We start from the raw sequence: 22,474 nt of genomic DNA on the forward strand, positions 1-22,474 counted from the left end.
ACGTGTTCATATCTACTTTTTATTAAAATATTTATTATTGCTCTATTACTTTATCAGGTAGCTGCTACAGACTATAATGTTTATTAATGATGAACATTCATCTTTTATTATGGATAGTTCTGCCACAGATGAAGAACTCCTCATCAGGCGATCTGATATATTGATCGCTGACGGGGAATATGAAAAAGCGATATCCTGTCTGGATGAGGTTCTCTCCCATGATCCGGAGGATGAGCAGGCGATGTCACTCAAAGGTCTTGCATATTGTCTTATGGGTGAGCACGAGAAAGGTCTTGCTATCTTTGAGGAAGCCCTTGAGATCGATCCGTTCTCCAAGACCGTGCTGATAACATTTGCAGATGCCTGTCTTCATTCATCTATGCCTGAAAAGTCACTGGAGATCCTTGAAAGGGCGATAAGCTACTATCCTCAGGACGATGGTCTTGTCATGCTGAAAAAAGTGATACTCGGAGCAAGGAATCGCAGTAGTTCCAGGTCATACTTCAACTGAGAACAAACCAGCAATTATTTATCTGCACACTTTCTATTTATTTATATGAGCTGGTATGTAATTGATGCTGTGGACCGTGCTGTAGAACGGACACGTAAATGTCTTATTGAGCCCTTCGACCTCTGGAAATGGATAAAACTATCTATCATAGCCCTTTTTCTTGGAGGCGGGGGTGGTGGTAATTTCAATGGCGGTGGTAATTCCTATGGAGGTTCTGACCCTGACCTCTCACAGATCCCGGCAGGTCTTACTGAGTTAATGGATAGCATACATAACTTTATTTCATCCTATTCATTGATGTCGATCATTATTGGAGTGATCCTAGCATTGGTCCTTTTTGCTCTTGTAATGCGTATAGTGGGCAGTATAATGGAATTCGTCTTTGTTGGATCGCTTGTATCCAATGATGTGCAGATACGTAAATATTTCAAAATGTATTTTGGCAAGGGTATCTCCCTTTTTGTTCTGCGCTTCCTGTTAGGTCTGGTTGTACTGTTGGTCTTTATCCTTCTAGGACTGGCCAGTCTTTCCATGGCAGGCATTTCTATTTCAGACCTGTCCGATCCGTCTTCAATTGATGAAGGCAAATTGTTAATGCTCTTTGCTTCCGCTATGATATTTGGTATTTTCATCCTTCTGGTCGTATCGGTCATCATGGGGATCATCGAGTCATTTATCAACCTTGCAATCCCGGTATCCATGTATTCAGAATGTAGTATATTCTCAGGTCTTTCCAGGGTGCTGGCCCAGTTCAGGAATGAGTGGAAGCAGGTTGTTATATATTGGTTAGGACGTGCGGTCCTTATCATTGCTGTGGGCATAGCTGTTGCCATATTGGGACTGATCATCGGTGTTATAATATTGATATTAATGGGTCTTGCTGATCTGGCGCTCTATTATATTCTCTCATCACTGGTAGCCGACACAACAGTATGGATGGTACTGATACCTGTGATCGTTATCGAGTTCTTCCTGTTGATATTTGCCATGGTATTTGTTGGAATGCCTGCAAAGGTCTTTATGAAATATCATATGCTGACCTTCCTGCAGATGTGGTATCCAATTGAGCTGCCTGTATTCGATAAGCCATCTGGCATGTATGGAATGGTAAGTGAAAGTACGGAGGACTGGTAGTCCTTCATTCATAATGATGGCAAGCGAACGTTTGCCTCATTTTCTTATCTTATAATAAATAATTTCCTCATTTTTTCTTTACATAAAGTAAATATCATTCCCTGTCCTTTTTAGTAACATGAGACCGATCATCCTCGCTTCAGCATCAGAAAGGAGAAAAGAGCTTCTGGCACAATTGATCGGCAAGAAGTTCGAGGTACGCATAAGTTCCTATGATGAAGATGTGGTTGATGGTCTGGGTCCCGTGGAACTTGTGATGTATCATTCCCGTGAAAAGGCATTGGATATCACCAATGATCTTACTGAGGGTATCATAATATCTGCTGATACTGTTGTGGTATGTGATGGTGAAGTACTTGGAAAACCGGAGAATGAGGAACATGCAAAGAGTATGTTGTCTCAGATAAATGGAAGAGCGATCAGTGCCGTGACCGGATTAACAGTGATGGATGCTGCCAGCAAAAAAGTGATAACAGAGCATGAGATGACTAGCATCTGGATGAGGATGATGTCTGAGGAACTGATCAATGACTATATCAACACAGGTGAGCCATTCGGAAAGGCTGGTTCTTTTGCCATTCAGGGAAAGGGGGCCATACTTGTTGAGAGAATAGATGGTGACTTTTTTAATGTGGTGGGTCTTCCACTTTTCAGATTATCAAAGATGCTGGAAAAGTTCAATATCAATGTTCTTGGGCATTGATCCTTATTTTAAAAAAGAAAAAGTAAAGAAAGAAAAAAGAACGTTATTGCTCTCTGTTCTTCCTTCTTATAGCTCCGGCAGCGAATAACATCGAGATCACAAGGACAGGTATTTCGAAGCCAGGAGATTCTTCCTCTGCAGTCTCTTCTGCTGGCATATCTTCTGCCACAGGTGTCTCTGTTCCCAGAAGCTCGTAGGTCGTTGGAGTATCAAGTTTGAGGTCATGGACCTTTATTGATGTACTTGTAGCACCACTGGAGGTAACTTCTCCATCCACGATCACCTTAACATCGAAGCTGTATGATCCGTCTGCAGGTACTGTCATTCTGACAGTGCCTCTTTTTCTCTGGTTAGCTTCCAGATTTGAGACAATAGTACTGCCAATGTATTCGGTATAGTCGTCAACTACGGCTGTAACGACCACAGTTACCTTATTGACCTCATCACCCTGATTGTAGAGTCCTGGAGATGCCTCGAAGATGATATCTTCCCCGTAATTGGTCGCCTGTATCGTCTCTATCATAAGGTCGGTGAGGATCACATTGGAGACCGTTCCATCGGCTTTCTGGATAAGTTCTACCTGTGTAGTATAGTCATCTACAAGGTTACTGTCCTCGAACAGTTCAACCTGTACAAGTTGGTCACCACTATTTGGTACATTGAACGAGAATGCCTTATAGGTCTGTGAATTTGCCTTCAGGTATCCTATATTCTCTGAATATTCTGCGGTTATCAGGTTCGTATAAGGATCTTTTGTCTTCACCTTCACAGAAAGCGTACCAGTGTCACTGTCCGTGGGATTCATGATATAGGCAGTAACCTTGAGCTGGAACTCTTCATCTGTTGATGTAGACATCACATCCACGTTAGTTATGACGGGATGCTGTTCCTCTGTTCTCAGGTTCTCGTTCAGGCATCCACTGACAATACAAAAAAAGAGAACGGAGAGAATGATCAGGAAATTCCTAACTTTCATGCTACCGCCTACAGTTTGACTGTTAGTGTGAGTGTCTGCTCATCTACTGTGTAGTCTCCATACATCAACCTGACATACACATCGGTCTCGCCGTTAGGTGCATCATCATTGACAGGTATCTGCAATCCCTTGGTGTAGGATGTTCCGCTCTTTGCCATTGCCTGTGTGATGTTCAGGGAAGCCTGGTCTGCCATGAGCTTGTTGTCAACGTCAACTACAACGGTGAGAAGACCTGCAGGTATTGTGCTCTGTCCGTGGTTCTTTACGGAGAACGTGATGGTCGCATTGTCACCTGCTTCAAGTTCCCATGACTCGGCTGCTGTTGTACGAAGTGAATCCATATCCTTGACAAAACCAAGGAACTGAAGCTGTACATCAGGAAGTATTGTAACGTCAATAGGTGTGGATGCTGTCTTTGTTATCTGAGCTCCATCCTCATCCATGCCTGAAAGATAACTGATGGTCAATGCAGAGTCATTGACATCTGCATCATATGCAGGTGCTGTGACCTGGGCAGACAGGACCGATGATCCGGCAGTTCCTTCTTTTCCAGGTATATTGATAGAATTTGTTCCTGTGACCGTAAGTGGTAAAGACCCTGTCAGCTGGACAGAATCAATTGCCTGTGTGTCATTGTTAGTAACTGTCAGGGCAATATCCTGTGAATTGAATTCCTTTATAACAACAGAAGGTGCTGAAAGGAAGACATTTTCCGGGCTTACAGGGTCGGCTGTTTGTTCCGCACACCCCGACATCAATACAAGAACCAATAGTGATCCTATCACTATCATCTTTTGAAACATTTTAGCCATAATTGGTACCTCACTTCCAGAAGTTACTTGCGTACATATAAAACCTTTGATAAATTTTGATTTTAATTGTTATATTTTATATTATTCTACAAAGGAATAATATGTTGACATATAATTAACAGTGACAACAAAAAAAGAATACTTTTAAGATCATGATAATATCCTGGGTGTTTCTCACCAGAAAGAAACCTTATTATTAGTGTAACATGCATAGTTCTGTGGTCACATTCCTTTAGTGACCTTTTCTATGCTTCAGGAGGATACTACCTTGGCTGCCATGACATTGAAAGAGCGTTTTATCTATTCACTTGAAAAGAAAGAGGTTGACAGGGTTCCTGTATGCTCGGTGACCCAGACAGGTATTGTAGAACTCATGGAACTTACGGGTGCTAAATGGCCTGATGCACATTATGATCCAGAGAAAATGGCTACACTGGCGATCGCAGGACATGAGGTCTTGGGACTTGAAGCTGTAAGGTATCCTTTTTGTACAACAGTTATAGCTGAGACCCTTGGTTGTAGTTTTGATAAGGGTTCTATTGACACACAACCCTATCAGCTCGATCATCCATGTAAGAACAAGGATGATGTTGCAGGTATCTCAGTTCCGGGTGATCTTCTTGGGTCAAGAAGGATCAGTGCGATGCTTGAAGCCACTGATATTATAAAGAGCAGGGTATCGGATGATGTTCCTGTGATAGCAGGGATGATCGGACCTGCTGCTATTGCGTTCTATTTGTGTGGTGCCAGGAATTATCTTAAATGGTGTATAACTGATCCGGATATCCTTGAAGAACTTATAGTTCTTGGAACCAGGGTCTGTGTGGAATATGCCAATGCCCTTTTTGAAAGAGGTGTGGATGCTGTTGTAATTATAGATTCAGAGGCAGGTCCTGACCTTTTACCACCACCACTTTTCGGATCCCTTGTTCTTCCTCACTATAAAGAGCTCACCAGAGAAATGAAAGGTCACAGTATCATCCACATATGCGGAGATGCAACCGATATCCTTGAAATGGTCGCTGTATCTGGATTTGACGGTCTGAGTGTTGAGGAGAAGGTGGATATTGCCTATGCAAGTCAGGTTGTTGGGGACAGGCTTTGCCTGATCGGAAATGTCTCGCCTGCGGCAACATTGCTTGGGAAAAGTCCGGACCAGATAAAGAAAGAGGCAAAACAATGTATTGAGGACGGTGTTGGTATACTGGCACCAGGGTGTGGAATAGCACCTCATACTCCGGTGGAGAATATTAGAGCTCTTGTGGCCGCAAGGGATGAGTTCTATGAATAAGATGAATGATTTGCTTATTGTACAGCCGATCATATCTATAATTTAGTGATAATAAGTTTGGATATTATGTTTGGTCTAATATAATGTGTTTATACAATATGCACAAGACATTCAAAAAATAATGGCTGTATGTGTAAATACAAATATTTGGATCAAACTGGATATTTCTCAATTGCATTAACGTATCTCTTTTTTGAACATTCTAACATTGTAGATCTTCACATAAATTTATTGAGTATAAAAAAAGGTATTGTTGCGGAGCCTTTCTTTTTTTTGTTCGGGTATTTGCAAACTAAACAACACATTTATATATTTTCAGATTATATAGAATGCTGGCTCAAATGTGTAACTATTACACATATGTACGCGAATATCTATTCACAATTGTTAATTCACTCGAAATTACGTATATACTACAAGAGGATGTGGACACTTGAAACTGAATTTAAAAAACATAACAATAAGTCGTAAGATCATTGTCTTCGCATTGATCCTTACAATTTTGCCAGTAACAGCCGTTGGTCTGTTTGCCTATGAGCAAACTTCTACTGCTATAAGGGAACAACTCCATGAAAGGCTTGATGAACAGGTCTCTATGGAAGAGCAATACGTTGCAGCTGTATTCTCGGTAGCAAAGGAAACACTTCAAGCTAGTATTGGTGTTGCCAGTCTTCAACTGAATGAATATGGAGAAGCTTCAATATCAGATGGGGATCTGGTATTTGGTGATACGGTCATTAATAATAACTATGGTCTTGTTGACACCATTAAGGAAGAGACCGGGTCAGATGTCACTGTATTCCAGGTATCCGGTAGTTCAGCAATTCGTGTTGCTACTACTTTGGTTGATGACAATGGAAATCGTATTGTAGGCACAGCAGTCTCTCAGGAAGTTTACCAGACTGTCGTACAGAGAGGACAGAACCATGAAGGTCAAGCAGATGTGTTTGGTGAAACCTACATAGGTACCTATAAACCTATCAGGGATGCAACAGGAAAGACCATAGGTATTCTTTTTGCTGGTCTTCCAGAAGAACACTATCGTCAGATAATCAAGGAACAGATGTCAACTATTGTCGTTGGTGAAACCGGTTACATGTATGTGATGGACACCAGTGGTGATGTCATTATCCATCCTACTGTTGAAGGAGACAACCTTCTGGAAAATGATTTTGCAAAGACAATGGTAGCAGAAAAGGAAGGAAGACTCGTTTACGACTGGCAGGGTCGTGAAAAGGCTATCAGTTATGCATACTATCCGGATAACGAATGGATCATTGCATCAGGTACATACATCGATGAGTTCGAGGCTCCTGTAAGGGCTATCAGGAACGGTCTTGTAATTGCAGTACTTATATTCGTGATACTTGGTTCAGGTGCAGCATATCTTATCAGCAGATCGATATCCAAGGGTGTAGAGAACATTGTTTCAGACTTCAAGAAGATCTCAACCGATGCAATGGAAGGTAAGATCAATTCAAGAGCTGAAACTGATGTAGATATCGACTTTACAGATATTCCACTAGGTCTTAATGAGATCCTGGAAACTCTTACAAGCGTTATCAATGTAGTAACTAAGAGCTCTAATGGTGTCGCTTCAACTGCAGAACAGATGTCTGCATCCATTGAGCAGATGACCGCAGCTTCCACACAGGTCTCAACAACCGTGAACGAGATCGCAAGAGGTTCACAGGAACAATCTTCAAGGGCAGAGGATGTAGCAAGGACCATGAATGATATGACCATCGGTGTGCAGGATATTGCAACCAATGCTCAGCAGGCAGCAGAAGCAGCTAACTCTTCAAGGGACTTCATTACAGATGTCGGCAACCAGTCCAGAGATATGCTTGTTCAGATGGACGCTATCCAGGCTGCTACCAATGGCTCTGCAAATGTTATCAAGGAACTTGAAGGTAAGTCTAACCAGATCGGTGAGATCGTACAGCTTATCACCAACATTGCTGACCAGACCAACCTGCTTGCACTGAACGCTGCGATCGAGGCAGCAAGGGCAGGAGAACACGGTCGTGGTTTCGCTGTTGTAGCTGATGAAGTAAGGAAGCTTGCTGAGAACTCAGGAACTGCAGCATCCCAGATATCAGAACTGATCGCAGAGATCCAGGAAGGTACCCATGCAGCAGTAACTTCAATGGAATCCGGTACAAAGACAGTTACAGAAGGTGTAGATGCACTTACTCATACTGTTGAAGCTGTGCAAAGGATCGTTGAAGAGAGTAACAAGGTTGCTCTTATGGCTGAGAATATTGCAGCAGCAGCTGAGGAACAGTCCGCTTCGATCGAAGAGGTCACTGCAACGGTCGATGAGGTCGCTTCTATATCAGAAGAGGCAGCAGCCGGTACACAGGAAACCTCTGCAGCTGTAGAGCAGCAGAGTGCATCCATGCAAGAGCTTGCAAAGAGTTCACAGGAACTTGCTCAGATGGCTTCTGAGATGCAGGAATTCGTTGCAAAGTACCAGACAGAATAAGTATGAAGAAGGGAAGTGTCCCTTCTCTTTTCTTTTTTTAAGTTATTATCTTCTTTTTATCATCTTTGTCTATTATTTAATCTATTTTTTTACTAAAAAGATATTTGTATATTTCTAAATTTTAATATTCAGTGCGTCTACGCATGTTGAAAAATTGCAGAGTGTTATCACTACATTTTTATATTTGAATTGTTGTATATACAATTGTTCAACTAATACTCAAAATTGAACCATAATCTAAGATGGATCATATCTCAATTATTATTTACATTTTTTAGATGGGTGATACACTTGAAAATAACTACATTAGATCTTAAGAATATAACTATTAATAAAAAGATCATTGCTCTTGCTTTGATACTTAGTATTTTACCTGTAAGTGCTGTGGGACTGTTCGCTTATGAACAGACCTCTTCTGCTATAGAAGAACAGGTATACGAAAAACTTGATGAGCAGGTATGGATGGAAGAACAGTACATTGATGCTGTCTTTTCAGTAGGTCAGGAAAGTCTGAAAGCCAATCTAGGTGTGGCCCATAATAGTTTCTATTCATTGGGAACTCCAATGATATCCAATGGTAACCTGTTATTTGGTGACGACCATGTTGTCAATGGTAATTATGACCTTGTTGATGAACTTAAAGCAGAGACCGGTGGGGATCTCACTATATTCCAGGTAAAGGATGGTTCTGCAGTACGTGTTTCAACTACTATCAAGAACAGTGCCGGAAGCCGTTTAGTAGGTACAAGTCTTACTGATGCTGTTTATCAGAGCGTTGTCCGGGAAGGTCAGACATATACCGGAAGATCTGATGTTCTTGGTGAATGGTACATAGGTATCTATGAACCTATAAAGGATACATCAGGAAAGATAATTGGTATTCTTTTTGTCGGTCTGCCTGAAGCACACTACACTCAGACGATCAGAGAACAGATATTGGACATAACCGTTGGTGAGACTGGTTATATGTATGTGATGGACACCAGTGGTAATCTCATAATCCACCCGACCAGTGAAGGCGACAATGTCTATCAAAATGATTTTGTAAAAGAAATGGTCGCAAATAAGGAAGGAAGGATCGATTATGTCTGGGAAGGCCGGGAAAAGGTAATGAGCTATACTTATTATCCTGATAAGGACTGGATCGTCGCTACAGGAACTTATTTCGATGAGTTCGAGGCTCCTGTAAGAGCTATCAGGAATGGAATTATAGCTGCTGTGATCATATGTGTTCTCCTGGGTTCCGGAGCTGGTCTTTTCATAAGCCGTTCCATCTCCAAAGGTGTGGAAGGGATCGTTTCTGATTTCAAGAAGATATCAGATGATGCGATCGATGGTAAGGTAAATTCCAGAGCTGAAACAGATGTGGATATTGATTTTGTTGATATTCCAAAAGGTCTTAATGATATTCTGGAAACTCTTACAGGTGTCATAAATGTAGTAACAAAGAGCGCTAACAGTGTTGCTTCAACTGCAGAAGAGATGTCTGCATCCGTTGAGCAGATGACTGCGGCTTCCACACAGGTCTCAACAACTGTGAATGAGATCGCACAGGGATCCCAGGCTCAGTCCTCAAGGGCAGAGGATGTAGCAAGAACCATGAACGATATGACCATTGGTGTGCAGGATATTGCAAGCAATGCTCAGCAGGCAGCAGAAGCAGCAAATGCAGCAAAAGAGTTCATCTCAGATGTTGGTGATCAGTCCAGGGACATGCTTGTTCAGATGGATGCTATCCAGGCTGCTACCAATGGTTCTGCAAATGTTATCAAGGAACTTGAAGGTAAGTCTAACCAGATCGGTGAGATCGTACAGCTCATAACCAACATTGCTGACCAGACAAACCTGCTTGCTCTGAACGCTGCGATCGAGGCAGCAAGGGCAGGAGAACACGGTCGTGGTTTCGCGGTTGTAGCTGATGAGGTAAGAAAGCTTGCTGAAGACTCAGGAACTGCAGCTTCCCAGATATCAGGACTTATCGGTGAGATACAGGATGGTACCCATGCAGCTGTGACCTCTATGGAATCCGGAACTAAGACCGTGTCTGAAGGTGTAGATGCACTTACTCACACTGTTGAAGCTGTCCAGAGGATCGTTGAGGAGAGTAACAGGGTTGCTCTTATGGCAGAGAATATTGCAGCAGCAGCTGAGGAACAGTCCGCTTCAATAGAAGAGGTCACTGCGACTGTTGATGAGGTCGCTTCTATCTCACAGGAAGCAGCAGCTGGTACACAGGAGACCTCTGCAGCAGTGGAACAGCAGAACGCATCTATGCACGAACTTGCAACGAGTTCACAGGAACTTGCTCAGATGGCTTCTGAAATGCAGGAATTTGTTGCAAAATACGTAACAGAATAAGACCGGAGAAGGGATCATCCCTTCTTTTCATTCTTATTCTTGCTCTTTTTTTATCATTGCTGTTTTTCGTTATTTTCATACTCCCAATTTTATTTGGAGAATGTCTATTATCTTATTTTTATTCCATAATGTTTCTAATGGTGTCGTCTATTCTTCCAATATCTGACTTCCTAATTATATTGATTCTCTTTATATTTTTATACTTTGTAACCCTATGAAAATATAATGCAAATGTGTAACTTATACAAAATGTGGTCATTCTGAATTCAGGACATTGATCATTGTGTTATTATTTGTATATGATCATTGGATGTGGTGGATTGAAATGGAAGGGCACTACTTTTAACTGGAAAAAAATAACAATTAGTCGGAAGATCATTGTATTTGCTTTGATACTAACAATTTTACCTATGGCATCTGTGGGTCTTTTTGCCTACGAGCAAACCTCTACTGCCATCAGGGAACAGTTACATGAGAGACTTGATGAACAGGTCTACATGGAAGAGCAGTATGTTGGAGCAATATTCACGATCGCTGAGGATAACCTTGCATCAAGTATGGGTGTGGCATCGATCGAAATGCTCAGTCATGGTTCTCCATCGATATTGAACGGGGAGCTTACTTATGGCGATGACTATACGATAAATAATAATTTTGCGCTTGTTGACAGAGTAAAAGAAGAGACCGGTACAGATGTCACGATCTTCCAGGTCATGGACGATTCAGCAGTCCGTATATCTACAACGATAGTAGGAAACACAGGTAGTCGTGTTGTGGGAACGGCTGTTTCTGAAGATATCTATCAGAAAGTGGTCCGTGGAGGACAGACCTTTATTGGTGAGGCAAATGTACTCGGAGAGGAATACCTGAGCATCTATGAGCCTATTAAGGCCAATACAGGGGAAACTATCGGTATACTGTTCGTGGGTATGCCCGTGGAACATTACCGTCTGATCATCAAAGAGCAGATGTCACAGATAGTGTTCGGTGAGACCGGTTACATGTATGTGATGGATTCTAATGGTGACGTTATCATTCATCCTACTGTTGAGGGAGATAACCTTCTTTCAAATGATTTTGCAAAGACCATGGTCGCAGAAAAGGAAGGAAGACTTGTCTATGAATGGCAGGGACGTGATAAGGCTATCAGTTATGCCTATTATGAAGAAATGGACTGGATCATTGCATCCGGTACATATATCGAAGAGTTCGAAGCTCCTGTAAAAGCTATCAGGAACGGACTTATAGCAGCAGTATTAGTATTTCTGGTACTTGGATCTGCAGCAGCACTCCTTATAAGCAGATCAATTTCCGGTGATGTGAACAGTATCGTTGCAGATTTCAAGAAGATATCGGACGATGCTCTGGAAGGAAGGATAAATACAAGGGCTGAGACGGACGTAGCAGTTGATTTCCTGGACATACCACGTGGTCTGAACAGCATTTTAGATACTCTTACCAATGTGATAAATGTGGTGAGCAGAAGTGCCAATAATGTAGCTTCGACCGCAGAAGAGATGTCTGCTTCTATTGAGGAAATAACTGCAGCATCTTCACAGGTTGCAACCACTGTGGGTGATATTGCTAAAGGTTCTATGGACCAGTCCACAAGGACCGATGATATTGCCAGGACGATGAACGATATGACCATTGGTGTACAGGATATTGCCAGCAATGCCCAGGAGGCTTCTGAGGCTGCTAATGCTGCAAAGGAATTCATTGCAAGTGTTGGTGACCAATCCAGTGATCTTCTTTTGCAGATGGATGCCATACAGAGAGCTACGGATAGTTCAGCTACGGCCATCAAGGAGCTTGAGGAGAAATCCAACAGGATCGGTGAGATGGTGCAGCTTATCACCAATATCGCAGACCAGACGAACCTTCTTGCACTAAATGCAGCCATTGAAGCTGCACGTGCTGGTGAACACGGACGTGGTTTTGCAGTTGTTGCTGATGAGGTGAGGAAACTGGCAGAGAACTCAGGAACTGCAGCTTCCCAGATATCAGAGCTGCTGACGCTGATAATGGAAGAGACACATGGCGCGGTAAGTTCCATGGATGAAGGTACCAGGACCGTAACTTCAGGTGTCACTGCCCTTACAAGCACTGTTGAGGCTGTTAAAAAGATAGTCGAGGAGAGTAACAAGGTCGCTATAATGGCAGGAAATATCGCAGCAGCAGCCGAGGAACAATCTGCTTCCATTGAAGAGGTGACGGCAACCATAGATGAGGTGGCCTCGATATCACAGGAGGCAGCAGCCGGTACACAGGAAACATCGGCAGCCATAGAGGAGCAGAGTGCATCCATGCAGGATATTGCCAAGAGCTCTGAGGAACTGGCACAGATGGCCTCTGAGATGCAGGAGATCGTTTCAAAGTATATTACAGATTGATCAGGGAAGAAGATATCTTTTCCTGTTCTTTTTTGTTTTTCTTAATCTGTATGGTCTAAGGCTCTCTATTCTTTTCTTTTAGTTCGTCAGATATAAGTAGCTGGAATGAAAGAATCAGTATTGAGAATATTTTAGATAATTAGCATTATGATCGTTCCGCCTGGCGGAAATGTAAAAAATGATATTGGTAAGGTTGATACAAAAGTGATATTATGTCAGGATCTGATCTAAGTAGCAAAAAAATTCTAATGGTTATCGCACAGGAAGGGTTCAGGGATGAGGAGTTCTTTGAACCAAGGGATGTGTTCGAAGATGCAGGGATCTCTATCACTATTGCAAGTAATACTATGAAGGAAGCGACAGGAGTACTTGGGGGAACTGCTAAGCCTGATGTTACGATAGGTAATGTCAATATAACAGAGTATGATGCTATTGTGATAGCCGGAGGACCTGGTTCAAGAAAACTGCTGTGGCCTGATAAAAAGCTCCAGAAGCTGGTGGCCGAGGCATTCGATCTGGCAAAGGTGGTGGCTGCGATCTGTGTGTCACCTGTGATCCTTGCAAGGGCAGGTGTCCTTGAGGGTAAGAAGGCAACGGTGTTCAAAGATCCTGCATCTATCAAGGAGCTTCTTGATGGTGGTGCTGATTATGAGAATGAGGATGTGATCATCGTTGAGAATGTTGTTACAGCACGTGACCCAACTGCTGCGGAGCAGTTCGGTGAGGCGGTCCTTGAGGCTCTGGAGGAGATGTGAAGCCGGTGGGACCGGCCTTATATTTTTCCTTTGTTCTTTCTTTTCTTTTTCTATATTGACCGGACATCCGGTCAGATCTCAATCTCCATGAGGTCTTTTGCTATTGTGACGTTGCCTTTGAAGTATTTCCTGAGGTGGTCCACTGCTTCTCTGTAGCGTCCCTGCATGTGAGGGTAGAGATGCGTGAGATAGATATCTTTTACGTCGAGAGGTTCCTCTTCAAGCATGAGGGAGAGCATGTCAGGTGTGGTGTGGTTGGTCATGGGGAAACCCAGCGGGAAGGAGCATTCGTGTATTAGCACTTCCACACCCTCTGCCAGTTCCATTACTTCGTAGCATGGCTCTGTGTCACCTGTGTAGACCACGCTCTTGCCTTCTTTTTCGAGACGATAGGCCAGTGAGTTGTCTGTGTGTACGGTCTTTGCACAGCTTATTACGCAATCGGAGCCTTCGGGCGTGAACTCATCCCCGGGCGAGAGCTCAGTGATATCCACGGTGAACCTGTCCCTGAGATAGTCGTAAACGTCCAGTGTCTTCTCAAACCATTCCCGCGTGCCCTGCGGCCCGTACAGTTTCATGTCGGTCCTGCCAATTAGCCAGTTTGCCTTGATGAGTGCCAGTACATCCCCTACGTGGTCGAGATGCAGGTGGGTAAGCACTATACCTGTGATATCCTTATGCTGGTACCCGCTCTCGAATATTCGTCCAAGGACCCCGCATCCACAGTCGAAGAGCAGAAGGGAATCCCCTGTATCCATGAGCACACCGGACTGTACTCTGTCAGCCTGAGGTATGCCAGTTCCTGTGCCAAGAAACGTGATTTTCATATCCGCTATAATAAGACTTAAGTAACTTAATTGTTATTATCTCGTGTTTAAGACCGCAAGACCGGCACACAACTCTTTATTCTTACTGCGGGGGTTGCCCAGCTAGGTCAAAGGCGCCGGACTTAAGATCCGGTATCGAAGGATTTCGAGGGTTCGAATCCCTCCCCCCGCACTTTGTTTTTGGGTAATAGGTATCTTAGAAAATAGATACTCAGAATTTTGGGAAGTTGTATGTTAAAAGTTTACAATGATTTTTCTCCAAAAAACTATAACTCTAGCTATAAATTAACTTCATCAAATAGAAGTATTACCTAAAAATAACAGATAATCAAATATGGATAATTCTATCAAAAAATCATATTCATTTACCTATTTTTGGGTTACTTTAGAAATCAACCATGCAAATTATTAATCCGCGTAAGACCTGCTTAGGTTAAATTTTTTAAAATTATCATTTCCAAGAAAATCAAATTTTCGTTCAAACAATGTGGCTATTTTCTCATTTGATGTTGCAAAAAATACCTGTTTATCACTACTCAATACAAGTTCACGTATATAGTCAAGGAACGACAGTGCATTTAGATCATCTATATGAGCAATAGGGTCATCAATCAGAACGACAGGAGGCCCTCTTTTTAGTTGAGCATTTTGTGAAAGGAAAATTGACAGAGCGAGCGCTGCTCTTTGACCAGTGCTAATTTGATTCAGGTGGGCCACATCCCCATTCTTTCGAATAAGGGATTGCCAATCTGAACTGAATTTTTCAAATTCTGCTGGTGAATGAATACAAGAAAAAATATGCTCAATGCTAGCACGGTTCTTTTGAAGTTCAGAGCCCATAGCTTCTATCAAGGAATGTTCCTCTATCAACTTTTGAAGAACGAAATCTGCATTAACCAGATTATCTATTTCCTTACGCAAATTAGAGCACTTTGGTTCAAGAACATCTAACCGTTTCGTAGAATTTAAAAAATTAATACTTGATTTTTTTTCTTTACTAAGAGCCGTTTGTAAATCCACTGCAAGTTGATAAATTAATTTAGATTCATCCAATAACTCTGTTAGTGGCATTTCACTCGAAAATGGGAATGATGAGAGAAAAGTTCTCAGCTTTTTCTGAATTCTCTCTGTTTTATTAAGTTTTTCTTTCAATTTAACTAGTGCATCAATCGAATCCTGCGTCTCTAGTACTTCTTCCTCCAGATTCATAACAATCTTTTGTTTTAATGCACGTATATTTTCTCCATTAAACTCAGACTTACTTGAAAGAGAGGCCATATCTTGTTCAATTCGATTATGCAGTTGTTCGACGTACTCTTCCTTGAAATCTGCAAACGTATATCCAGACTCATTCAAACTAACTACAATATTCTCCATCTTCGCTTTAGCCAATCCGTTTGGGTCAAATAAAAGTAATTTATCATTAATTTCGACTAGATGAGCTTTAGCTGTTTCAAACCTTTCTTCAACTTCTTTTACTTCTGAAAGTACCTGCTGCAACGTGGAATTTGTAGATAAATTATTCTCATTACAATAACGCATTAACCAAGCCAAAGTGCACTTCAAATCATGTTCATTGCTTACTAATTTGTCTTGAAGATGCATCCGAGAAACAAAATGTTGGGCGTGACTTTTAAGACGTTCATCGATATCCATAGTCATATGATTGACTAATTCACCAGAATCAAATTGTGTATTGCAAAGGGGGCATTTATCTGATTCAGGACTAATCTTCAGAAGCTTATCTGCAATTTCACGAAGCTCTTGTGAAAGACGGAAAGATTTATCTTGTGTTTCAGTAAATTTGTCGTATTCTTCTTTTTGCTTTATTGCAAGATTTCTTGCATCATCAAGTCTTGAAATCGCGTCTTCGTAGCATTCAGCCAAAGAAACATCGAAGTATATCTTTTTAATTGTATCGAGTTTAATTCCATCAAATCCAACCAACAAATCAGCATATTTTGATATGCTTTTTTGTTGTTTTCTTTGATTTTCAAGGAGTATAGGTACGTCTGTTTTTACCAATTGATTTGCCTCTTCCAAGAGGGACAATGCTACTTGTTTTTGATTTTTAGATTTTTCAAGAGCTTTCTGATCTTTTAGTAATGTTTCAAGACGAGAAATGTCGGCTTCAAGCTTTTCAATAAGAGGTTTGGCACTATTGCAGTAACTAACCAAACCGTCAAGCGAGATAGGAGAAGGAATCCACTTAAGTTCCAAAGCTTGCTCCAGTAATACTTTCAATTCAGAAAGATTTTCCACAATATTAGTAGCAAATAATTCCTTATTATTCTGAGTTGAATCCCATCCAATATTGCAAATCTTTTCATTCAAATGAGTATAGATTGAGTCGGACTCATGTTGTACACTATTAGCTTCTCGAATCTGTATTTCCAAAGCAGCAATTTCATCACTTGTTTGTAATTCTAGTGCTTTAAGATTTTTTAACTCAGATGAAAGAGCCGTACGGACTTTTTTTATTGTTGTCTCTATTGTAGAAGTTTCAGAGCCTAATATCAATTTTGAAAGAGCGTCTTTAATGTCTGAAGCTGAATCTGCCAACCTCGAAGCAGCATCTGTATCTAAAAAGTTAAATTTTTCAAAACTTTGGTACAGATAATTTGTCTTAATTTCGTATTGAGAATACCAAATAAGATTACGATCTCGAAATTCAGATAAAGGCCGCTTATGGTCAACTTCATCAGGAGTTCCCTCAGCCAATTCTACACTCAATTTATATTCCAGTGAATTATCCGGATTCCTTCTATTTCGGCCACAGTAATATAATTCAATTGATTCGAGAAGAGATGTTTTACCTGAGCCATTAGGGCCAACAATAAGATTTACTTTGCCAAATTCAAAATGTCTTTGTAGAGGATAATCCAAATATTTTATTAGCTTCATTGATTTAATAAAAGGTACATCCGGTGTTGTTGAATGGGAAGTTCGTGGAAATTGCAGGGATTGTGAGGTTTGTTCAGGATTCGATTCTAAATATGACTTTTTAATCAAATCTAATCTTTCTGGCATTGTATGCTTGTTTAGAATTGCATCCTCAAATCCCGCATCTATAAGGTAATCCGTCCAAATTGAAAGGATACTTTTGTGGAGAGTGCTTTCAGTCGGTATAATATTTGCAGGTGGAAGTATCGAGTCGAGTTTATCTTCTGAGATGACTAATTTACGTGCATAAGTTCGATTACTTTCAATTAATTTTCTAGCCTTCAATATATCGGGCTCAGATAAACGTTCTTCATCCAAAATAAAGTAGAGATAATTATTCCATTGAAGGCTTTTTTTACCCTCGAAATAATAGGGCCCTATAACACCATCTTGATAATTATTAATTTCTTCTGGTGTTTTAGGTAAGTGTTCTACAAGATCTAAATAGCAAATAGCGTAAGGATTACCCCCATCCATCTTAGTGAATCGAATAATTGTATCATCCACTTGTTGGACATCGAAATAATAATCTGAAATGCGTTTTTTTATTTGTTCAAGAGTTAAATTCATTGTTCCCTCCCAATATCAACAGGAGATTCATCACCTGTTTGATCATAATTGAGATTACGGTGTGGTTCGTATAGAACTATTTGATCATTATTATCACGATACCAAATATGGAAGCGCTGTTGCGCTGATATACATTGATTGATATCTGAAGATGATTCATAAATAAAGGAGTTAACACGAGTGACAGTTTTTTCTATTTGAGGAATGGTAGAATCTTCACCCACATAGATTACTGTAGCGTATTTTTCAATTGATGATTTGATATTTTGTTGAGGATTATTTGGAGACCACTGAAACTCAAAATCACCTTTTAAATCGTTAATACTGGGTGGCAAATCATTTTGTTCTATTATATTCCATAAACGACTAAAGCGCTGTAACCTAGATGTTCTGAACTTTATTGCATCCTCATGCATATCTTGGGCAAAAGTTATTCTTCGGACAACCTCAGGTAATTCAATTACACAAGAATCCAATGATTTAACTTCATACCATCTATTTTTATTGATTTCACCAGAAGATAATGCCATTATGCGCTCTGCATTGAAAGGGTTGGTATCTGCTATTTGTTTAATAGCACTTTGAGCATCGATTCCTTCATCCACTAACGTAGAAAAACCATCATCTACAGCATCCAGCACAATCCATTTATTAGCCTCATTATTCCAAGTGCAAGTTCTAGTGAGCCGAGGTCCAGTACGCTTTGATGCTGATCCAGGGACTCCAATATGGGCTACCTTGGTTGCGGTCAACAAAAAAGTCGCTGGTTCATAATTAAAGAATAATGCATGTGATCGGTGTGGTTGAAGATATGTGTAATAAAGCCCAAGTCGGTGATTGGCACAAAGTCTATGGTCAGACTCGTCGAAGTCTTTTGTTTTCAAGTACCATGCTGACCCAGCTATTGTTTTCCAAGACTTATCTTGTCCATTTATTTCCATAATAACATCTGAAGCCCAATTTATACAGAGTATCTCTGTTTCATCCCGACTATATCGTAAAAGATTGCTTCTACATGCAAGAAATGATTCATGTCGTGGATTAGGGTTTAATTGGATATGAAGTATCAAAGCACGATCATGAATCTTTTTAGCAATTGTATCCTCAAACCCAAAAGCATCAGCACAAATCAAAGACACAAGTTTTATGGAAGCATCATCTCCGCCAAATAGATAGAGATGTGTGCCTTTTTGCATACCAATATTCTCAAAATGGTCTACATCTCCCATTGCCTCTGTTTTAAATTGTACGAGTATTACAGTTCTTGATTCCTCTAAATTAGCAGCAATTGGTGCTTTAAAAACATAGGCAAGTGGGCTGACAAATTTAGGAGAAAACGAGTCAAGTGGTTCATAAATTACAGTTGCTACTGAATCAAGAGCTGATTTTAGTGCATCAAGTTCACTTATTTTTATGCTCTCACAACCAAGCGCCCATAATTTCCCATTGGTAGGCCCTTGCCCTTCTTTAATCACTGTTTCAAGAACAGACCATGGCATCGAATACTCTGGAGTAATTAGCAAATCAGCCTGCTTTTTATTTGCATCTTCCAAAAATAGACTATACTGATTAATTGCAAGTGTATGGTCGCGATTTCGAACACCATTTTCATCTGCCTCTATATCACCATGAGGTTGTAATAGTAAAACTTCATAAGTATCCACATTTGAAATCAATGCATTTAATGTTGGATTCCCTAGTCTATTTTCAAGTAGTATCTCCTTGACTGGTATAACGTCCATGTAATTAACAACCTTTGGCCTTATGATCAGCATATTCTAAAGATATTTTGATATTTGCTTTGTTGTAAGTTATGGCTTTGTCTATTGATAGTTTTGTGTATTACATCATACAATAACTTATAAATTATTTGTGTTTAATGTGACTGTTCTCATTAGTCTGTCGCTTTGTCCTTTGTGTCTGTCTCTTGTCTGTCGTCTGTATTTGTCTCATATGTCTCTTGGAATTGTCTCCTAAATATGGCATGAAAAGACAAAAGAGACACATGTCTCCGTCAAAATCAACCATTTGCAACAAGTTTTTCCCACTGATCCAAACGTTCTTTATTATGAGCATTAAGTGTAAAAGGTGTATCTGCCTTCGCATTTTTCTTCATGTAATGCAATGTTCCTTTTGAAAAACCTAGCTTTTTCCAGTCTGAATAGGAAATACTTAGAATCTTTTTTCGTATGTCGCTTGTGTCCTGTCGCTTTGTCTCATACTGAGGGACAATGAAATCAATGTCCTTTCTTTTGTTAGTTAAGTATTGAGCTAATTCCATAGTCTTCAGGAACATGACATAGCTCCACATAGTCATATTTCCTTTATAGCTAACTCTTTTGTTAAACCACAGATTTACTTCTTCAGTTAGTTTCTTAGCCCCGGTAGGTCTCAGACGCAATGAGTAATTCTCTGTCCTGATGAAATCCTTGTTTTCCATCCTCTCTGACTCTATCAGGTTAACCACTGCAAAATCAAAATTGAACATATCCGTAAATAGTAAATAGTTAATTTACCCCACTTATAATGGGGGGATATTAGATGGACTCAAACAGAAAGACTGCAATAATTGTGGGCATCTTGTTCATAACTGCGACAGTTGCATACTCGCTTGGTGTTATTTTATTGGAACCGATCCTGAGAGCTTCAGATTATCTTACTATGGCTTCTGAGAATGAGAACACGATGATAATAGGATCGTTCCTTGTTCTGATAGATGCCGTTGCAGTAGCAGGCATTGGAATAATGATATATCCGGTCCTGAAAAAGCATAGTGGATCTTTAGCCCTTGGGTACGCCGGTGCCAGAATTGCAGAGGGCGTACTTTTTACTATTAATGTGATCGCCATACTGACACTACTGGCATTAGCTCAGGATCTTGCAAAAGCAGGATATCCGGATACTGCCTATTATCAAACCTTTGGCACTGTATTACTGGCAGCAGGTGACCTGGCCTTTTTGTTTGGATTCGCAGTTGCCTTTACTATATCTGCCCTTATCTTGAACTATTTATTGTACAGATCAAAATTAGTTCCCAGATGGTTATCAGGCTGGGGTTTTATTGGAGCTGCATTGCTGTGGGTATATTATTTGTTGCAACCTTTCAATATCTATCTGCTTGGTATTCTATTTGTTCCAATAGCCATGCAGGAAATGGTTTTTGCAGTATGGCTTATCGTCAAAGGATTCGATCCGGATGCGATCGATACCGAGCCTTCGGGAACAGTATGAACGAGATATAATGAACAGATCAAAGTAAATTTGGAGGAATACATCACTTAGCGGTTTCCAATATTCCCTTCCTTGAAGCGTATCCACTGATAATTCCCCTGTAGATATCCATATCCAAAATACTAATTAATCATTCCTTTTATACTCTAAAGGGGGAGGCAATATTAGTGGAAGGAACAGACAGGAAATTATTACGTGCTCAGGCACGAGTAAAGGAACTTAAGAACTTTTACACCCATCTGGTATTATACGTAGTGATAATGGGCCTGCTATTTTTCATCGACTATTCAGATGGAGGCACTTGGTGGGTTCAATGGCCGGTCATTGGATGGGGGATCTTTGTAGTGATGCATGGGATAAATGTGAGCAAATTTGGAACGAACTGGGAAGATAAAAAGATAAAAGAGATCATGGAAAAAGAGGATAAATGATCATCTCATGAATTTTTTCATGTAATAAGGACTGCCTTTTAAGGCCCTATCTTTTTTTACTTAACACTATCCTACGCTTCATTGTAGTCTCGTGATCACAGAGACCACAAGAGCTAAATAAATATATCATTATTATTCATGATAGTTGAGAACTATTAACCTCTGGTTTCATTATCTCTTCCTTATTTGGTTCCATAAATAACCAGGGTATGCAGCTTAATTCTCTGCCTGCCGGGTCTTTTAGAATGGTTCCGGAGTTGAGTTCGATCAGTAAGGGATAAGATCAGCTCATACGAAAAATATAATGGATAATAGTTAAGAATAACTAATATATATCTAAAAATTGGCATTTGTCTGACAATGAAGACTATTTAATGGGGTATTAGTATGGATGAAACTTTGATAAAAGATATAACAGCAAACCCGGCTCCATTGGGGTTGATGGGATTCGGGATGACCACAGTACTGCTTAATTTGCATAATGCAGGATTATTTGGACTGGGGTCAATGATCCTGGCTATGGGTCTGTTCTATGGCGGTATCGCTCAAATGATAGCAGGTATCATGGAGTGGAAAAAAGGTAACACCTTCGGGACAACAGCATTCACTTCATACGGAATGTTCTGGCTTACTCTGGTCTTTATAGTCATAGCACCTCAATTCGGTCTGGGAGAGGCTCCAGGTGCGCTCGAAATGGCTGCATACCTGTTCATGTGGGGACTATTCACCTTTGGAATGTTCATAGGGACCTTCAAAGCAAACAGGGCCTTGCAGGTGGTTTTTGGAACATTGACAGTGCTATTCATATTGCTGGCAATAGCCGATCTCACCGGTAATGGGTCCATAAAACAGTTCGCCGGCTATGAAGGCATCTTCTGTGGGCTTAGTGCTATCTATCTGGCTCTTGCTGAAGTGCTCAATGAAAAGTTCGGTAGAACGATCCTTCCAATTGGAGAATGATAAAGTTAAAGATCTAAACTCAGGACAGTCTCTCTTAAAAGCCTGTCCTGTTCAGTTATTTGCAGATGACCTTGCCATAACAACATTATTT

The 22,474-nt window shown here is 40.7% G+C and carries 17 protein-coding genes and 1 tRNA gene; 12 read left to right on the top strand and 6 right to left on the bottom strand.

All coding sequences use genetic code 11. The features are described 5' to 3' along the window. The first annotated feature begins 109 nt into the window (after window positions 1-109). The 3 genes from BM008_RS03675 (at window position 110) to BM008_RS03685 (ending at window position 2,348) form a co-directional block, all read left to right on the top strand. Complete coding sequence (locus BM008_RS03675) at window positions 110-511, top strand: tetratricopeptide repeat protein (RefSeq protein ID WP_177187949.1); 402 nt, start codon at window positions 110-112, stop codon at window positions 509-511. Between the two features lie 45 nt (window positions 512-556). Continuing rightward, entirely contained in the window at window positions 557-1,645 is a 1,089-nt protein-coding gene (locus BM008_RS03680) for a DUF7544 domain-containing protein (RefSeq protein WP_091933308.1), read from the top strand. A gap of 118 nt (window positions 1,646-1,763) precedes the next feature. Next, window positions 1,764-2,348: a Maf family nucleotide pyrophosphatase gene (locus BM008_RS03685; RefSeq protein WP_091933311.1), complete on the top strand. Its 585-nt coding sequence runs from the start codon at window positions 1,764-1,766 to the stop codon at window positions 2,346-2,348. Window positions 2,349-2,391: 43 nt separating this feature from the next. Here BM008_RS03685 and BM008_RS03690 read toward each other — a convergent pair whose 3' ends face one another. Further along, window positions 2,392-3,324, bottom strand: a complete 933-nt coding sequence (locus BM008_RS03690; protein WP_091933313.1) for a DUF7490 domain-containing protein — start codon at window positions 3,322-3,324, stop codon at window positions 2,392-2,394. Window positions 3,325-3,332: 8 nt separating this feature from the next. After that, window positions 3,333-4,136, bottom strand: coding sequence for a COG1361 family protein (locus BM008_RS03695; protein ID WP_091933316.1), 804 nt, complete (start codon window positions 4,134-4,136; stop codon window positions 3,333-3,335). Window positions 4,137-4,404: 268 nt separating this feature from the next. On the opposite strand from BM008_RS03695, the gene mtaA reads away from it, so the two are divergent. The 5 genes from mtaA (at window position 4,405) to BM008_RS03720 (ending at window position 13,421) form a co-directional block, all read left to right on the top strand. Next, entirely contained in the window at window positions 4,405-5,427 is a 1,023-nt protein-coding gene (gene mtaA, locus BM008_RS03700) for a methylcobamide:CoM methyltransferase MtaA (protein ID WP_091934191.1), read from the top strand. A 433-nt stretch (window positions 5,428-5,860) separates the two neighbouring features. Next, window positions 5,861-7,915: a methyl-accepting chemotaxis protein gene (locus tag BM008_RS03705; protein ID WP_091933319.1), complete on the top strand. Its 2,055-nt coding sequence runs from the start codon at window positions 5,861-5,863 to the stop codon at window positions 7,913-7,915. A 291-nt stretch (window positions 7,916-8,206) separates the two neighbouring features. After that, window positions 8,207-10,273: a methyl-accepting chemotaxis protein gene (locus BM008_RS03710; RefSeq protein ID WP_177187950.1), complete on the top strand. Its 2,067-nt coding sequence runs from the start codon at window positions 8,207-8,209 to the stop codon at window positions 10,271-10,273. A 410-nt stretch (window positions 10,274-10,683) separates the two neighbouring features. Beyond that, complete coding sequence (locus tag BM008_RS03715) at window positions 10,684-12,666, top strand: methyl-accepting chemotaxis protein (protein ID WP_177187951.1); 1,983 nt, start codon at window positions 10,684-10,686, stop codon at window positions 12,664-12,666. Window positions 12,667-12,878: 212 nt separating this feature from the next. After that, entirely contained in the window at window positions 12,879-13,421 is a 543-nt protein-coding gene (locus BM008_RS03720; protein ID WP_091933327.1) for a DJ-1/PfpI family protein, read from the top strand. Window positions 13,422-13,492: 71 nt separating this feature from the next. Here BM008_RS03720 and BM008_RS03725 read toward each other — a convergent pair whose 3' ends face one another. Next, window positions 13,493-14,248: an MBL fold metallo-hydrolase gene (locus BM008_RS03725; RefSeq protein WP_091933330.1), complete on the bottom strand. Its 756-nt coding sequence runs from the start codon at window positions 14,246-14,248 to the stop codon at window positions 13,493-13,495. Window positions 14,249-14,335: 87 nt separating this feature from the next. Between BM008_RS03725 and BM008_RS03730 the strand changes: the two genes are divergently transcribed. Beyond that, window positions 14,336-14,420: transfer RNA gene (locus tag BM008_RS03730), tRNA-Leu, on the top strand. Window positions 14,421-14,656: 236 nt separating this feature from the next. On the opposite strand, the gene BM008_RS03735 is transcribed toward BM008_RS03730, so the two are convergent. From BM008_RS03735 to BM008_RS03745, 3 genes are all read right to left on the bottom strand, one after another. Further along, window positions 14,657-17,761: a hypothetical protein gene (locus BM008_RS03735; protein WP_091933333.1), complete on the bottom strand. Its 3,105-nt coding sequence runs from the start codon at window positions 17,759-17,761 to the stop codon at window positions 14,657-14,659. After that, complete coding sequence (locus BM008_RS03740; RefSeq protein WP_091933336.1) at window positions 17,758-19,503, bottom strand: hypothetical protein; 1,746 nt, start codon at window positions 19,501-19,503, stop codon at window positions 17,758-17,760. Before BM008_RS03740 ends, BM008_RS03735 begins: the two co-directional genes overlap by 4 nt. 278 nt (window positions 19,504-19,781) lie before the next feature. Further along, window positions 19,782-20,249: a hypothetical protein gene (locus BM008_RS03745; RefSeq protein ID WP_245747853.1), complete on the bottom strand. Its 468-nt coding sequence runs from the start codon at window positions 20,247-20,249 to the stop codon at window positions 19,782-19,784. A gap of 53 nt (window positions 20,250-20,302) precedes the next feature. Between BM008_RS03745 and BM008_RS03750 the strand changes: the two genes are divergently transcribed. The 3 genes from BM008_RS03750 to BM008_RS03760 all read left to right on the top strand — a co-directional run bounded on the left by BM008_RS03750 (window position 20,303) and on the right by BM008_RS03760 (window position 22,383). Next, window positions 20,303-20,992: a DUF4386 domain-containing protein gene (locus tag BM008_RS03750; RefSeq protein WP_091933339.1), complete on the top strand. Its 690-nt coding sequence runs from the start codon at window positions 20,303-20,305 to the stop codon at window positions 20,990-20,992. Window positions 20,993-21,159: 167 nt separating this feature from the next. Continuing rightward, window positions 21,160-21,423: a 2TM domain-containing protein gene (locus tag BM008_RS03755; RefSeq protein WP_218146683.1), complete on the top strand. Its 264-nt coding sequence runs from the start codon at window positions 21,160-21,162 to the stop codon at window positions 21,421-21,423. A 387-nt stretch (window positions 21,424-21,810) separates the two neighbouring features. Next, complete coding sequence (locus BM008_RS03760; protein ID WP_091933344.1) at window positions 21,811-22,383, top strand: acetate uptake transporter; 573 nt, start codon at window positions 21,811-21,813, stop codon at window positions 22,381-22,383. The last annotated feature ends 91 nt before the right edge of the window (window positions 22,384-22,474 follow it).

The sequence above is a fragment of the Methanolobus profundi genome, from assembly GCF_900114835.1.
Taxonomy (GTDB): domain Archaea; phylum Halobacteriota; class Methanosarcinia; order Methanosarcinales; family Methanosarcinaceae; genus Methanolobus; species Methanolobus profundi.

Coding starts and splice junctions, on each gene's coding strand:
- BM008_RS03675 (WP_177187949.1), top strand. CDS start 110: ATGGATAGTTCTGCCACAGATGAAGAACTCCTCATCAGGCGATCTGAT.
- BM008_RS03680 (WP_091933308.1), top strand. CDS start 557: ATGAGCTGGTATGTAATTGATGCTGTGGACCGTGCTGTAGAACGGACA.
- BM008_RS03685 (WP_091933311.1), top strand. CDS start 1,764: ATGAGACCGATCATCCTCGCTTCAGCATCAGAAAGGAGAAAAGAGCTT.
- BM008_RS03690 (WP_091933313.1), bottom strand. CDS start 3,324: ATGAAAGTTAGGAATTTCCTGATCATTCTCTCCGTTCTCTTTTTTTGT.
- BM008_RS03695 (WP_091933316.1), bottom strand. CDS start 4,136: ATGGCTAAAATGTTTCAAAAGATGATAGTGATAGGATCACTATTGGTT.
- BM008_RS03715 (WP_177187951.1), top strand. CDS start 10,684: ATGGCATCTGTGGGTCTTTTTGCCTACGAGCAAACCTCTACTGCCATC.
- BM008_RS03720 (WP_091933327.1), top strand. CDS start 12,879: ATGTCAGGATCTGATCTAAGTAGCAAAAAAATTCTAATGGTTATCGCA.
- BM008_RS03725 (WP_091933330.1), bottom strand. CDS start 14,248: ATGAAAATCACGTTTCTTGGCACAGGAACTGGCATACCTCAGGCTGAC.
- BM008_RS03735 (WP_091933333.1), bottom strand. CDS start 17,761: ATGAATTTAACTCTTGAACAAATAAAAAAACGCATTTCAGATTATTAT.
- BM008_RS03740 (WP_091933336.1), bottom strand. CDS start 19,503: ATGGACGTTATACCAGTCAAGGAGATACTACTTGAAAATAGACTAGGG.
- BM008_RS03745 (WP_245747853.1), bottom strand. CDS start 20,249: ATGTTCAATTTTGATTTTGCAGTGGTTAACCTGATAGAGTCAGAGAGG.
- BM008_RS03750 (WP_091933339.1), top strand. CDS start 20,303: ATGGACTCAAACAGAAAGACTGCAATAATTGTGGGCATCTTGTTCATA.
- BM008_RS03760 (WP_091933344.1), top strand. CDS start 21,811: ATGGATGAAACTTTGATAAAAGATATAACAGCAAACCCGGCTCCATTG.